The 13,503-nt window shown below is 56.9% G+C and carries 14 protein-coding genes; 3 read left to right on the forward strand and 11 right to left on the reverse strand.

Annotation, left to right across the window (positions count from 1 at the left end):
- Positions 1-101 precede the first annotated feature (101 nt).
- Positions 102-584 carry a peroxiredoxin gene (locus ACQY4Z_RS07605; protein ID WP_209172686.1) on the forward strand — a complete coding sequence of 161 codons (483 nt, stop codon included), beginning with the start codon at positions 102-104 and terminating at the stop codon, positions 582-584.
- Here the strand turns inward: ACQY4Z_RS07605 and ACQY4Z_RS07610 are convergent.
- The 8 genes from ACQY4Z_RS07610 to coxB all read right to left on the reverse strand — a co-directional run bounded on the left by ACQY4Z_RS07610 (position 581) and on the right by coxB (position 7,212).
- Entirely contained in the window at positions 581-1,345 is a 765-nt protein-coding gene (locus ACQY4Z_RS07610; RefSeq protein WP_428528084.1) for an SURF1 family protein, read from the reverse strand. The genes ACQY4Z_RS07605 and ACQY4Z_RS07610 overlap by 4 nt on opposite strands.
- Positions 1,346-1,360: 15 nt before the next feature.
- Entirely contained in the window at positions 1,361-1,762 is a 402-nt protein-coding gene (locus tag ACQY4Z_RS07615) for a DUF983 domain-containing protein (protein ID WP_428528086.1), read from the reverse strand.
- Between the two features lie 93 nt (positions 1,763-1,855).
- A complete protein-coding gene (locus ACQY4Z_RS07620; RefSeq protein WP_209172681.1) occupies positions 1,856-2,716 on the reverse strand; it encodes a cytochrome c oxidase subunit 3 in 861 nt (286 codons plus the stop codon).
- Positions 2,717-2,764: 48 nt separating this feature from the next.
- A complete protein-coding gene (locus ACQY4Z_RS07625; RefSeq protein ID WP_133948353.1) occupies positions 2,765-3,370 on the reverse strand; it encodes a cytochrome c oxidase assembly protein in 606 nt (201 codons plus the stop codon).
- Between the two features lie 11 nt (positions 3,371-3,381).
- The gene (locus ACQY4Z_RS07630) at positions 3,382-3,543 is read right to left on the reverse strand and encodes a hypothetical protein (RefSeq protein WP_166672681.1); all 162 of its coding nucleotides are present in this window, start codon (positions 3,541-3,543) and stop codon (positions 3,382-3,384) included.
- A 5-nt stretch (positions 3,544-3,548) separates the two neighbouring features.
- Complete coding sequence (locus ACQY4Z_RS07635) at positions 3,549-4,484, reverse strand: heme o synthase (RefSeq protein WP_133948355.1); 936 nt, start codon at positions 4,482-4,484, stop codon at positions 3,549-3,551.
- 150 nt (positions 4,485-4,634) lie between these two features.
- Positions 4,635-6,230 carry a cytochrome c oxidase subunit I gene (ctaD, locus tag ACQY4Z_RS07640; RefSeq protein WP_428528090.1) on the reverse strand — a complete coding sequence of 532 codons (1,596 nt, stop codon included), beginning with the start codon at positions 6,228-6,230 and terminating at the stop codon, positions 4,635-4,637.
- 79 nt (positions 6,231-6,309) lie between these two features.
- Positions 6,310-7,212: a cytochrome c oxidase subunit II gene (gene coxB, locus ACQY4Z_RS07645; protein ID WP_428529484.1), complete on the reverse strand. Its 903-nt coding sequence runs from the start codon at positions 7,210-7,212 to the stop codon at positions 6,310-6,312.
- Positions 7,213-7,747: 535 nt separating this feature from the next.
- Here coxB and ACQY4Z_RS07650 point away from each other — a divergent pair.
- A complete protein-coding gene (locus tag ACQY4Z_RS07650; protein ID WP_428528092.1) occupies positions 7,748-8,299 on the forward strand; it encodes an invasion associated locus B family protein in 552 nt (183 codons plus the stop codon).
- A gap of 48 nt (positions 8,300-8,347) precedes the next feature.
- Here the strand turns inward: ACQY4Z_RS07650 and ACQY4Z_RS07655 are convergent, their stop codons facing one another.
- Both ACQY4Z_RS07655 and ACQY4Z_RS07660 read right to left on the reverse strand, forming a co-directional pair.
- Positions 8,348-10,138: a monovalent cation:proton antiporter-2 (CPA2) family protein gene (locus ACQY4Z_RS07655; protein ID WP_428528094.1), complete on the reverse strand. Its 1,791-nt coding sequence runs from the start codon at positions 10,136-10,138 to the stop codon at positions 8,348-8,350.
- A gap of 186 nt (positions 10,139-10,324) precedes the next feature.
- Entirely contained in the window at positions 10,325-10,954 is a 630-nt protein-coding gene (locus tag ACQY4Z_RS07660) for a glutathione S-transferase family protein (RefSeq protein ID WP_428528096.1), read from the reverse strand.
- Between the two features lie 90 nt (positions 10,955-11,044).
- Here ACQY4Z_RS07660 and ACQY4Z_RS07665 point away from each other — a divergent pair, with 90 nt between their 5' ends.
- Positions 11,045-11,614 carry a hypothetical protein gene (locus ACQY4Z_RS07665; protein ID WP_428528098.1) on the forward strand — a complete coding sequence of 190 codons (570 nt, stop codon included), beginning with the start codon at positions 11,045-11,047 and terminating at the stop codon, positions 11,612-11,614.
- An 82-nt stretch (positions 11,615-11,696) separates the two neighbouring features.
- On the opposite strand, the gene tldD is transcribed toward ACQY4Z_RS07665, so the two are convergent.
- Entirely contained in the window at positions 11,697-13,121 is a 1,425-nt protein-coding gene (gene tldD, locus ACQY4Z_RS07670) for a metalloprotease TldD (protein ID WP_428528100.1), read from the reverse strand.
- Between the last annotated feature and the right edge of the window lie 382 nt (positions 13,122-13,503).

Consider the following 13,503-nt stretch of genomic DNA (forward strand, 5'->3'; position numbering starts at 1 on the left):
AAGATTTCTCGGCTCTCCCTCGACGGTCTGCTCTGGAAGCCCTATCTCTCCAGCGGGCTGCGGAATAAATGGCAGCGGTTTTTAAACAAGGGGATTTAGACATGACACTCAAGGTGGGCGACAAGCTGCCGGATGCAACATTCAAAACCATGACTTCCGATGGTCCTGGTGAAATTTCAACAGCAGACCTGACGTCCGGCAAAACAGTTGTCCTGTTTGGTGTTCCAGGCGCCTTCACGCCGACGTGCCACATGAACCACCTGCCCGGCTTTGTCGAGCATGCCGATACACTGAAATCCAAAGGTGTCGACGCGATCGCAGTCGTTTCCGTCAACGACGTATTTGTCATGGACGCGTGGCAGAAAGCCTCCAATGCCAATGCGATCACTTTTCTAGCTGACACCGGGGCAGAGTTTGTCGAAGCAGCCGGTCTCGGCCTTGGCCCGGCACCGATCTTTGGCCACCTGCGGTCCCAGCGGTTTGCTTTGATTGCAAAAGACGGCGAAGTGAGCTTCATCGCCGTCGAAGACAGCCCGGGCGATGCGACCAAGACTGGCGCCGCAGCGATCCTGGAAGCGCTTTAATTCAGGTTTGCTGAATGCTCCTGCTTACGCGGCCACAATACGGCGGCCGCGTAAGCCAAGAAAACCCCAACGAGGGTTGCTGCAAGACCAAACCAGGTCAGCGCATAACCCAAATGATCGTTCTTAAAACGCACCAGGGTTTCACCGGCCTGCGGTAGACCACCCTCCGGCGTATGCCCGGCTTCCAGGTCGATGCTGTAGGGCGCAAGGTTTCCGCCGACGTTCATTGCCTCCGCCATGGCATCTGTATCGCGGGCAAACCAGAGTTTTGCATTCAGGTCCGGCGCCGGCGTGGTCCAGACAGGCGTCTCACTCAGTCGCAATAGTCCAACCAGCGTCAGGTCTCCCGGTGGCGGATTGAGGGCTTCACGCTTGATATCGTCCGGAACGCCGTCGGGCAAAAAACCCCGGTTGATCAAGACCGTCCATCCCTCTGCCGTTTCGAACGGACTATAGACGAGTTCGCCCGGCCCGCCGTATGTGCCGACCGGATCGGTGAGCGAAATGTAGTAGAAAACGGTTTGGTCCAGGAAACGGCCCGTTACCGAGACCCGGCGGTAATCGTCCTCATCACCGAGCCCCTCCCAATCGGCTATGCCGGGCGCGGCCACCGGGGCCGATTTCAAACCAGTCTCAACTTGTTCTATCAGTGTTTCTTTTTCAGCCAACCGCCGAACTTGCCAAAAACCAAGATTCAACAGGATCGCCAATCCAATCAAAGCAGCAACGGCAGGAATGATGAGTTTACGGGCGCGGCCCATTGGCAAGTTTCTTTCTTACAACTGGTCGATTTGATCGCCATCGGTGTCCAGACGGCCTTCTTCTGCCTTATGCCGGTATTGCACGGCAATCATCAAGCCTTTCAGGGGGCGCAAAATGCCACCCGCAAGCACTACGGTCAGCGGCAGCCAAAGGATCAGATGGAGCCAAATGGGAGGCTGAAATGACAATTCAACAAAGAGCACCAGGCCGACGACGATGAACCCGACAATCATGATGACAAAGACGGCTGGTCCGTCCCCGCTGTCGGCAAAACTGTAATCGAGCCCGCAGGTGGAGCACGACCCCTTCACGCTCAAGAACCCGTCGAACAATTTTCCCTGGCCGCAACGCGGGCATGCGCCTGATAGTCCGGCTGTCACCGGGTTTACCGGTGGGAAATGTGCCTTGTCTTCCATCTTTTGGCTCCGAGGGCCGGATTTGAAAAACGCCCGGTCGGATGATCCGCCGGGCGCTTGTTTTTCCAGTGTTCGTTGAGAACGTCTTCCGGCTTATTCGCCCCAGATGTAGATCGCCACAAACAGGAACAGCCAGACAACGTCAACGAAGTGCCAGTACCAGGCTGCTGCTTCAAAACCGAAGTGCTGCTCTTTGGTGAAGTGGCCAGCAAGGGCACGGAACAGGCAAACCGCGAGGAAGATCGTTCCGACGACGACATGGAAGCCATGGAAGCCCGTCGCCATGTAGAACGTTGCGCCGTAGATGTTGCCGCTGAAGCCAAAGGCTGCGTGGGTGTACTCGTAGATCTGGCAGATGGTGAAGAGAACACCGAGCAGAACGGTCAGCGTCAGACCCCACTTCAGACCTTCGCGGTCATCGTGCAGAAGCGCATGGTGTGCCCAGGTAACGGTGGTGCCGGACGCAAGCAGGATCAGCGTGTTGAGCAGCGGCAAGTGCCACGGATCAAAGGTTTCGATGCCTTCCGGTGGCCAAACACCGCCCGTTGCTTCAGCGCGCGCAAAGTTGATTGCCTCGCCAGCAAACAGGGCCGCATCGAAGTAGGCCCAGAACCAGGCAACAAAGAACATCACTTCAGACGCAATGAACAGCAGCATGCCGTAACGCAAGTGCAGCGACACAACACGCGTATGATGGCCTTCATGCGCTTCCTTGATGGTGTCACGCCACCAGGCGAACATCACGTAAAGAACAATCAGCAGGCCAACTGCGAACAGCATCCACTTTGCAGCGGACAACTCCAGGCCAAAGAGTTCGAAAGAGTTGCCGGAGGCGTAGCGCATCCAGGCAATCGAGCCGAGTGCGAGAATGAAAGCGCCAACGGACGCCATAAACGGCCACGGACTGGGTTCGACCAGGTGGTAATCGTGGTTCTTGGTATGTGCACCAGCCATCGGCAAGCTCCCCAAACACATTCTGTACGGGCGCAAAGCGCCAGTTTCTTACAAGTTCGTTTCAGCCGCAGGCGAATCTGCCCGCGCCGCAACAGGTTGTTCCGGTTGTTCTACCGGGAAGAAGGTGTAGGACAAAGTGATTTCCTTCACATGCTCAAGCATGGGATCCTTGTCCATCTCCGGGTCGACAAAAAAGACGACCGGCATTTCGACTGACTCGCCGGGTTCCAGCGCCTGCTCGGTGAAGCAGAAACAGTCCAGTTTGTTGAAGTAAACGCCCGCCGACGTCGGTGTGACGTTGAACGTGGACGTGCCAACGGTCCGCCCATCGCTGACATTTGCCGCAATGTACGGCAACTGCGCGGTTTCACCCATTTTCAACGTGACAGAGCGTTGAGCAGGTTTGAAGTCCCAGGGAAGCGCGTGATTGACGTTGCCGTCAAATCGAACAGTGATCACGCGATCGATCACCATTTCGCTTTCCTGTTCCGCAACCTGTGTCGTGCCGCCGAAGCCGGTGACCCGGCAGAAAAGATCATAAAGCGGGACGGCTGCGTAGGCAGCAGCGATCATAAAACTGAACATACCCAGGCAAGCAAACGCGACCTTACGGTTGCTGCGGGACAGGTTGTTCTGATCGTTGACTTCGGTCATCTTACCTCTCGTTACAACGGACGGTTCATGATGTCAGGCCCCAGCTTAACAATCGTCACCAAGTAGAACAGCAAGACAAGAGCAGCCAGCACAACCGCGATCGCGATCGACCGGGAGCGGCGCTTCTTTTTCTGTTCGTCGGTGAGAACAATACCCTGTTCGTTGTTGTCCATATCCGTCAGATCCCCGCTACCAGGCTTTCGCCGAGAAGAAGTGCAAACAGCATGAACAGATAAAAGATCGAGAACTTGAAGAGACGCAGGCAGGCTTTGCGCGCAACGTCGCCTTCCCGCTTGCGCCAGATGTCAGCAGCCATCGCAACGAAGGCCAGTCCAAGAAGACCGGATGCAACACCGTAGAACAGGCTGGCATAACCCATGAAGTATGGTGCCACGCCAATCGGCGCGAGCAGGATTGAGTAGATCAGGATCTGGTGGCGGGTGTTGGTTTCACCGGCGACCACCGGCAGCATCGGAACACCGGCCGTTTCGTAGTCACCTTTTTTGAACAACGCCAAAGCCCAAAAGTGCGGCGGGGTCCACATAAAGATAATCAGGAAGAGAACGAAGCTCTCCAAGCTGACGCCGCCTGTCACGGACGCCCAACCGACCATCGGAGGGAATGCACCAGCCGCACCGCCGATGACAATGTTCTGCGGTGTCGAGCGCTTCAGCCACATCGTGTAGATGACAACGTAGAATGCGATCGTGAATGCCAGGAATGCGCCGGCAAACCAGTTGACCAGCAGCCCGAGCGTCAGGACGGAGCCGATCGACAGTGTAATGCCAAATGCGAAGGCTTCTTCTGGTGTGATCTTTCCTGCCGGGATCGGCCGTTTTGCGGTGCGCGACATCACTTCGTCGATGTCCGCGTCATACCACATGTTCAAGGCACCGGAAGCGCCTGCGCCAATCGCTATGCAGAGGATCGCCACGGCGCCGAGCACAGGATGAATGGAGCCTGGTGCCAACATCATGCCGACAAAAGCGGTGAAGATCACCAAAGACATCACGCGCGGTTTCAGGAGCGCCACATAGTCGCTCACTGACCCCTCGCCACCGTTCCAAACGGTGCTGCTTTGATCCATCAAATCCTGGCGCTCTGCGAGCGACATGGGCGCGTCCCTTAATTCTTTATCTTCTGCCGGATTGGGTGCCCAATTCAGAGCTCGGTTCCGGACAGGTTGTTTTCAAGAGCGCACCGCGCCGGTGTCCGGCGCGGTGCGTAAGTTCAGAGCGGAAGGACAGACCTTCCGGCCGCGGAATTACTTGATCCGCGGCAGGGTCTCGAACTGGTGGAACGGTGGCGGAGAAGACAGGGTCCACTCCAGGGTCGTTGCACCTTCACCCCAAGGGCTGTTGCCGGCAACGCGCTTCTTGGAGAAGGCTTCGACAATACCGTAGATGAACACCAGCACAGCAAAGGCCGAGATGTACGATCCGATGGAGGAAACGAAGTTCCAGCCAGCCAGCGCGTCCGGGTAGTCGGCATAGCGGCGCGGCATGCCGTTCAGGCCAAGGAAGTGCTGCGGGAAGAAGATCAGGTTCACGCCAACGAAGGTGATCCAGAAGTGCGCCTTGCCGATCGTCTCGTTGTACATGTAGCCGAACATCTTCGGGAACCAATAGTACCAGGCCGCGAAGATCGCGAATACGGCACCCAGCGACAGAACGTAGTGGAAGTGAGCCACAACGTAGTAGGTGTCGTGGAAGGCACGGTCGAGACCAGCGTTCGCCAGCTGCACGCCTGTCACACCACCGACGGTGAACAGGAAGATGAAGCCGATTGCCCAGACCATCGGGGTTTTGAACTCGATGGAACCGCCCCACATGGTCGCGATCCAGGAGAAGATCTTAACCCCGGTCGGGACCGCAATCACCATGGTCGCTGCCACGAAGTACGCCTGCGTCTCAACGGACATGCCGACGGTGTACATGTGGTGGGCCCACACGATGAAGCCGACAACACCGATCGCAACCATGGCGTAGGCCATGCCCAGGTAACCGAAAATCGGCTTACGGGAGAACGTGGAAATGATGTGGCTGATGATGCCGAAGCCCGGCAAAATCAGGATGTACACTTCCGGGTGGCCGAAGAACCAGAACAAGTGCTGGAACAGAACCGGGTCGCCACCGCCTGCAGCATCGAAGAACGTCGTGCCGAAGTTACGGTCAGTCAGAAGCATGGTGATGGCACCCGCCAGAACCGGCAGGGACAGCAACAGCAAGAAGGCTGTGATCAGAACGGACCAGGCAAACAGCGGCATCTTGTGCAGGGTCATGCCCGGCGCGCGCATGTTGAAAATGGTCGTGATGAAGTTAATCGCACCCAGGATCGAAGAGGCACCTGCGATGTGCAGGGACAGGATCGCGAGATCCATTGCCGGGCCCGGCTGACCAGATGTGGACAGCGGCGGATAGATCGTCCAGCCCCCACCAACACCGTTGGCTCCCGGAGGACCCTCAACAAAGAGCGAGAGGATCAGCAGAAGGAACGCCGGCGGCAGCAGCCAGAAGGAGATGTTGTTCATCCGCGGGAACGCCATGTCCGGCGCACCGATCATGATCGGCACAAAGTAGTTGGCATACCCACCGATCATGGCCGGCATGACCATGAAGAAGATCATGATCAGACCGTGGGACGTGGTGAACACGTTGAAGGTGTGAGCATTTGCAAAGATCTGCATGCCCGGCTCTTGCAATTCCATCCGGATACCGACGGACAGAGCGCCGCCGATAATCCCAGCGAAAATCGCAAAGTACAAATACATCAGGCCGATGTCTTTGTGGTTGGTCGAATAGACCCAGCGGCGCCATCCGTAAGGATGGTCATGTGCCGCATGTGCTTCGGTCGCAGCCATTTTGGGCTCCCTCTTTAGTCGTTTTCAGCGGCGCTGCGTGTCAAATCGCGCGCAATCGCCAAATAGGCTCGCCGCCGCGTTACTTCGCGGCGACGGAGATTTCGTCCAGATCGCCCTGTGCGGCGAGTTTCTTGGCTTCCGCGATGGAGGCCATCAGCTGCTCGTTGGCAACGTCCAGATCGTCTTGCGCTGCAGAAGCCCACTGCTGGAACTGATCCGCAGAGACCACACGGACTGCGATCGGCATGAAGGCATGGTCCTTGCCGCAAAGCTCCGAACACTGACCGTAGTAGACGCCCTCTTCGCGGGCGTGGAACCAGGTCTCGTTCAAGCGGCCCGGGATCGCGTCGATTTTGACGCCCCATGTCGGCATTGCGAATGCGTGGATGACATCTTCAGAGGTGACCTGAAGGCGCACTGTCGTATCAACAGGGATAACCAGATCGTAGTCGACTGCGAGCAGGCGCGGCACTTCGTCGATGGACACACCGCGCGCGTCTGCGACGGCCTGACGGTCAGCATCCTGAACCATGATGGAGTCGAAGTAGAGCTCACCCATGTTTTCATCAGTGTACTCGTAACCCCAGTACCACTGATAACCGATAGCCTTGACCGTCATGTCGTATTCCGGGATCTCAAGCTGCTTGTAGAGCAACCGGAAAGACGGGATCGCAATAATGACGAGGATCAGGATCGGCACAACGGTCCAGACGATCTCGATCGTCGTGTTGTGCGACGTGCGGGACGGCACCGGATTGTTCTTGGCGCTGAACTTTACAACGCAGTAGATCAGCAGCGCCAAAACAAACAGCGTGATGACCGTAATGATGATGAGAGTGAAGTTGTTGAACCAGGTGATGTCGTCCATCACATCGCTGGTTGAAGCCTGAAACCCGAGCTGCCAGTTGTTGAACCCAGGTTCTGCTGCCAATGCCGCTGTCGAAACACCGGCGAATGCGGTCGCCATCGTGACCAAATTCATGAGACGCTTGAAGACTGCCTTCACGTCCGCGCTCCCTTCCCTCAGCCGCCCAAATGGCGGCGCATGCTAAATTCCGGACCCTGCCCGGTCGAATACCTAAGTGCCGCAGTAATAGGCTTGCCGGAACTCCGCAAGCTTAAACTGCCGGTTCCAGACCCGGTCGTCCTGATAAGGATTGCCGGATATAACCACATCCGCGGTTAAAGAGCGATGCTACCAATCGGCTAGGGCGGCGATCTGCCGCATCTTTTCATCGGCCCCTTTTGGCCGCACAAAAACCACAAGACGCCCTGCGCTGCAACGAAATTTGCGCGATTTCACAAGTAGCTCGGATTTTTTTCCAATTGAGAGAGATCAAGGACAGGCGGATTTTCGACAAAAAAACCGACTATCCAAGAGCTTTGCACCGGCGGTGACTGGAATCGTCCGCATTCATGCGGCAATGTCTGGCCGGAAAACACTCCTGATTCGCTGCGGTCAGCACGTTTTTAAACGTGCGCTGTGCGGATCTGACCACGAACGACTGGAGGAATTCTTGTCGACCCAGTTGCCGCAGCAGCGCCGTAGCCGCTCGCTTCTCTCCACATTGCCGAAACTGGCGGCTGCCGCCGTGATCGGCTTAACCGCATTTGCGCACAGCCTGCAACCGGCCAGCGCCCAAGGCGAAATCCGCGCCAATCACGGCGATTGGCAAATGCGCTGCGACACGCCCCCAGGCGCCGCCAGCGAGCAATGTGCGCTGATCCAGAACGTGACCGCTGCCGATCGTGAGAACGTTGGATTGTCGGTCATCATTTTGCGGACGGCCGACAAGCAGGCCCGCATCTTGCGGGTTTTGGCACCGCTCGGCGTGTTGCTACCCTCCGGCCTCGGCCTGAAGGTTGACGGCAACGACATCGGACGGGCGGGTTTCGTCCGCTGCTTGCCCAACGGCTGTATTGCGGAAGTGATTCTGGAAGACGAGCTTCTGAACCAACTGAAGTCCGGTTCCCAAGCGACTTTCATTATTTTCCAGACACCCGAAGAAGGGATCGGTATTCCGATCTCGTTGAATGGGTTCTCTGCAGGCTTTGACGCCCTGCCCTAATGCACACTTGATCTGTGATCGAAAAGGCGCCCTCATCAGGCGCCTTTTTTATTCTGCTGCAGCGTCCGGGTTGGTCGCCTCGGCCGTCCTGCGCGGGGTCACCCGGTGCAGTTTGTCCGAACCGGCATACATGCCACCGGACAGTTGTTCGGCCAGACGCTGTTCGTCGCGATACCGCACATCTTCCTCGATCTGATCTATTCGATCGAGCGGCGTTCCAAGAGCCTCCAGGGCAGCCCGGCCAAACACTACACTCGATTCGAACGTTTCACGGATCTGGAAGTCAACGCCCTGTTTGGTGAGGTCCATGGCATGCGCCCGGTCAGTCGCGCGGCAGAAGATGAGCGCTTTGGGAAAATCCTCGCGGATCATCTCGATCGACTGCGCCATCACCTTGTCGTTTTCAATGCACATGGCGACAAGCGCCGCATCGCCAGCGCCTGCCGCCTCCAAAACATCTGCGCGCGTGGCATCGCCATAATAGACCCTGTAGCCTTGCTTCCGTGCATAGGCGATCCGGTCCGGCCGGTTGTCGATCGCGGTGATCTCAAGGCCTTCCGAGGTAAGGATTTGCGCAACGACCATACCGAACCGGCCGAAACCGACGACAAGTACCGTTGGCGTTGCCTCATCGAATGTTTCAATGGACGGGTTCTCAACACCCCGCGCTTTGGCCCGCGTGGCCAGCACATCCAACCCCAGACAGGCAACCGGGGTTAAAAGCATTGTCAGAATGACAATCGCATTCAACAGGTTGGCGGTTTCATAGTCGAAGATCGAATTCACCACGGCCGCGGTGAACAGGACAAACGCAAATTCACCGCCCTGAGGCAGGGTCACGGCGATACGCATGGCATCGGAGTTGCTGGATCCGGTCCCCCGTGACAGCCCCCACAAGAAAAGCCCCTTAACCACCATGACCACGCACACTCCGCCCGCGATGTAAGCCCAGTTCGCCATGACCAGTGAAAAATCGAGCGACATACCGACGGCGACGAAGAAAAGACCCATAAGGAGCGATCGGAAGGGTTCGATATCGGCTTCCAGTGTGTGACGGAAACTCGATTCCGCAAGAAGCACGCCGGCCAAAAACGCGCCCAACGCCATCGACAGGCCGACCGTGTGCATGATCCCGGCGCTGCCGAGCGCGACCAACAGGGCCGCGGACAGCATGACCTCGCGGGCCCGCGTCGCGGCGAGCAGCAAGAAGACCGGTGAAATCAGGTATCGCCCGGTCAGAATCACCGCTGCCACTGCAGACAAAACGAGCAGCACTTCCTGCACAATTTCCGCGGTCGTTGACGGGCCCTCTCCGGGTGCCAAAATAGCAACCATGGCCAAGAGCGGGACGATGGCAATGTCCTGCAACAGCAAGATACCAAAAGCTCGCTGACCATATTCTGATGAAAGCTGGCCGCGCTCCTGCAAGATCTGTAGTGCAAAGGCCGTTGAGGACAGCGCCAATCCAAAGCCCGCGACGAGGGCCGCTGATTGGCCCATGCCGGCGAGCTGCGCAAAACCGAAGAGGCAGAAGCCGGTCAACATCACCTGCGCCGTGCCAAGGCCGAAAATGTCACGCTTCATGCGCCAGAGTTTTTGGGGATCCAGTTCAAGGCCAATGACAAACAACAGCAGGACGACGCCGAGCTCGGCGACGTGCAGCACGTCCTCGCCGGAGCCCAGAAGCTGAAGGCCGTGCGGCCCGATTGCAGCGCCGGCCGCCAAATAGCCCACCACAGAGCCGAGGCCGAGACGCTTCGCGATCGGCACCGCCACAACGGTTGCCGACAGAAAGATTATCGCTTCAGCAAATAAGGGAGGCGCACTTTCTGCAGCCATGCTCTCTCCGGCCCCCAGCCTGGTGTTTCATCTTACCGAATTAAACGGCGGAAATCTCGAAAGATTCCTAAACATGCTAGCGATTTGTCAGAAACAAACATTGAGATAGGCCAAGGCAGACAGCGTCTAAAGCAATACCGTGCCGCCAAGAAATCATCCGACCATTTCCTGCTCTCAGATAAGCGGTCAGGTGAGCGGGCTCATGACACCCTTCTGGTAGGCCGGACGCTCGGTCAGTCGTTTGTACCAAGCCGCAAGATTCGGCTGATCAGGACGCTTAAAGTCCATATTGAACCAGGCATAGGCAAGGCACCCAAGCGGGATATCGCCGACCCCGCATGCGGCACCCGATAAGAAAGGCTGATCTTTCAGCAGTGTATCCACGACGGCAAACTGGGCGGAACAATGCTCGATACCATGCGTAATGGCCGCCTCGTCCCTGTCTTCCGGGGCCGTTCGGACCAGATTCCAGAACAGGTTTCTGAACGGCATTCCGAACGAAAACGTCGTCCAATCCATCCACTGATCCGCCAGCGCCCATTCCCTCGGATCGTCTAAGAGAAACGGCGCAGTGCCATAGGTTCTGGCCAGGTAGCGGCAGATGGCGTTGGACTCAAACATCGTGAAATCGCCGTCCTGAAGGCAGGGAATGCGGCCATTCGGGTTCAGCGCGAGATAATCAGGCGTATCAACGACGCCAAAGGCCCCACCGGCGTCAATCTGCTCATAATTCAGACCAAGTTCTTCCAGGCACCACAGGACCTTGCGCACATTGGACGAGTTGATCCGCCCCCAGATCTTAATTTGGTCACTCATTTCTGTCCCCAATGCCAAGCTGCCGTTCCATTAGAGCGGATGTAATTCCATTTCAATCAGTCATATAAATTCAAAACCTTAGCGGCTCAGATGCAGTTTAGAAGTTTCAGAAAACCAAAAAATTTCATCATGGTTTGTTTCCTGCTTTTCGGCACTCTTATATTCCTTTTCATTTTTTGGCGGGAGCAGAAAGAACAAGCAGCTCGAGCAAAAATCGAGATGTCCGATCGGTTTGTTGCAGGATTACCATCCGCAATTGAAACCGACGGGCTTCTGATGCGGAATGTCAAAACTGGGTTTATACATAGCCTTATCCCTGACAGTTGCGGGGTCAACGCTATCCGGATCACGGATGCAACGGCGTCGAGAATCAAAGTTGAAGGTTTGGCATTTTTTCACAATGCCACTAGAAGCAGATCAAATTCGAACCCACGTCATCAGACAGTTTTTTACAGGAACTGGCGAGAAATGCGCCCCATGAAATCGCTTGCTGAGACGGTTATAATGGGGGTTTTGGATTGCGGTGGACGTTCCAATATTCCTGCAGAATCGATCCTGAAGGGAATAAAGGACGGAACCGGCTACGTCGCAGGTAGCGGGTACAATCAATACTATGTCTTGCCGGATCAAAAACTGTTTGTTCAGGCTTTCATCGATTAATCTTTAAACAGTTTCCATCCCCCCACAGAGATTAGCCGGTGTAGCAAGATACATTCAAAGGCAACCCGGCGTTTCAAAAACCTCACACCGCAGTCCCGCCCACCGTCATGGCATTGATGCGCATGGAGGGCTGGCCGACACCGACCGGAACGCCCTGCCCCTGCTTGCCACACGTGCCCATGCCCGGGTCAAGCTCCATGTCATTGCCGATCATCTCAACGCGGGTCAGGGCATCCGGACCGTTGCCGATCAGCATGGCACCCTTGACCGGCGCGCCGACCTTGCCGTTTTCGACCTTGTAGGCCTCCGTGCAGGAGAAAACGAACTTTCCGGACGTAATATCCACTTGGCCGCCGCCGAAGGCGACCGCGTAAATTCCGTCCTTCACGGAAGCTAGAATTTCTTCCGGATCCTTATCTCCGTTCATCATGACGGTATTGGTCATGCGCGGCATCGGGATGTGGGCATAAGACTGCCTTCGGCCATTGCCCGTCGGCTCCATTCCCATCAATCGGGCATTCTGGCGGTCCTGCATGTAACCGGTCAAAATACCGTCCTCGATGAGGGTCGTCCGGGCCGCTGGCGTGCCTTCATCATCGACCGACAGAGAACCACGGCGATCCGGGATCGTTCCGTCATCGACGATCGTCACACCAGGTGACGCCACCCGCTCACCCATCAGGCCCGCAAAGGCCGAGGTTTTCTTGCGGTTGAAGTCGCCTTCCAAGCCGTGACCTACGGCTTCGTGCAGCAAAATGCCCGGCCAGCCTGGTCCAAGGACAACATCCATCTCACCCGCCGGGGCCGGAATGGCATCCAGATTGACCAGCGCCTGGCGCAGCGCTTCATCGACACCGCCCTGCCAATTCTCTGCCGTGATGAACCGCTCGAACCCTTCCCGGCCGCCGCACCCGTAAGAGCCGCTTTCCTGGCGGTCATCATTGCCCGCAACGACGGAAATGCTGAGGCGCACCATCGGGCGGACATCCCGCACAAGATGCCCGTCGGCGCGCAGGATCTCCACCACTTGCCATGACCCGGCGAGCGATGCGGAAACCTGGCGCACGCGCGGGTCCTTTGCCCGTGCATAGGCATCGATTTCCTGAAGTAGTTTGACCTTGTCTTCAAAGCTTGGACCGCCCAACGGGTTGGCATCTGTATAGAGCGACAGGTTGGTGCGCGCCGGGGCAGCGGCATAGGTCCCGGAATAGCCTTTCGACACCGCGCTCACTGCATCGGCCGCACGTTTTAGGGCCGCCTCTGAGATGTCCCCTGCATGGGCATAACCGGCCGCTTCTCCGGCCACCGCCCGCAAACCGAACCCTTGTGCCGTGTCATAGTTGGCACCTTTCAGACGGCCGTTGTCAAAAACGAGGCCCTCGGTCTGGCGGTATTCGACAAAGAGCTCGCCATCATCGGCGTTCGCAAGCGCTTCCTTGGTGATGCGTCTGGCTGTTTCCAAACCCAGGCCGGATGTTTCAATCAGATCAGAACTGGACAGAGCCATCAGAGTTTCCTTGTTGATCCAGTGCCGCTGCGAGATACCAGACTGAGCTGAAAACCGGGCGGCATGTATGTCTTCTTGACAACAACATAGGGATTTGGCGAGGCAAATCACCCCAAAAGCGCAGAAATCCACTTGGCATCATTTTAATATGACTGTAATACTCATATTTAAGTGCGGATGATTTCCTGCCACTGATCCAGCTGGGCATCTTCCGAAGACCCAAGCCAGACCTTCCAAAAATCCTGAAAAATCGACTGCGGCCTCCCCGCAGCAAAGAGGCTTGCTCATGACTGATCAGACCAGATGGCGGCTGCCGTCCAGCTTAATTGCATTCAACTCCTTTGCCACAGCCCGTGGAGATGGCTTGCATCCGCGGCTTGCC

The sequence above is a fragment of the Roseibium sp. genome (assembly GCF_965276855.1).
Lineage (GTDB): Bacteria > Pseudomonadota > Alphaproteobacteria > Rhizobiales > Stappiaceae > Roseibium.

What these genes read in the sequence shown, in the direction of transcription:
- ACQY4Z_RS07605 (WP_209172686.1), top strand. Translation starts at nt 102, where the DNA reads ATGACACTCAAGGTGGGCGACAAGCTGCCGGATGCAACATTCAAAACC.
- ACQY4Z_RS07610 (WP_428528084.1), bottom strand. Translation starts at nt 1,345, where the DNA reads ATGGGCCGCGCCCGTAAACTCATCATTCCTGCCGTTGCTGCTTTGATT.
- ACQY4Z_RS07615 (WP_428528086.1), bottom strand. Translation starts at nt 1,762, where the DNA reads ATGGAAGACAAGGCACATTTCCCACCGGTAAACCCGGTGACAGCCGGA.
- ACQY4Z_RS07620 (WP_209172681.1), bottom strand. Translation starts at nt 2,716, where the DNA reads ATGGCTGGTGCACATACCAAGAACCACGATTACCACCTGGTCGAACCC.
- ACQY4Z_RS07625 (WP_133948353.1), bottom strand. Translation starts at nt 3,370, where the DNA reads ATGACCGAAGTCAACGATCAGAACAACCTGTCCCGCAGCAACCGTAAG.
- ACQY4Z_RS07630 (WP_166672681.1), bottom strand. Translation starts at nt 3,543, where the DNA reads ATGGACAACAACGAACAGGGTATTGTTCTCACCGACGAACAGAAAAAG.
- ACQY4Z_RS07635 (WP_133948355.1), bottom strand. Translation starts at nt 4,484, where the DNA reads ATGTCGCTCGCAGAGCGCCAGGATTTGATGGATCAAAGCAGCACCGTT.
- ctaD (WP_428528090.1), bottom strand. Translation starts at nt 6,230, where the DNA reads ATGGCTGCGACCGAAGCACATGCGGCACATGACCATCCTTACGGATGG.
- coxB (WP_428529484.1), bottom strand. Translation starts at nt 7,212, where the DNA reads ATGAATTTGGTCACGATGGCGACCGCATTCGCCGGTGTTTCGACAGCG.
- ACQY4Z_RS07655 (WP_428528094.1), bottom strand. Translation starts at nt 10,138, where the DNA reads ATGGCTGCAGAAAGTGCGCCTCCCTTATTTGCTGAAGCGATAATCTTT.
- ACQY4Z_RS07660 (WP_428528096.1), bottom strand. Translation starts at nt 10,954, where the DNA reads ATGAGTGACCAAATTAAGATCTGGGGGCGGATCAACTCGTCCAATGTG.
- ACQY4Z_RS07665 (WP_428528098.1), top strand. Translation starts at nt 11,045, where the DNA reads ATGCAGTTTAGAAGTTTCAGAAAACCAAAAAATTTCATCATGGTTTGT.
- tldD (WP_428528100.1), bottom strand. Translation starts at nt 13,121, where the DNA reads ATGGCTCTGTCCAGTTCTGATCTGATTGAAACATCCGGCCTGGGTTTG.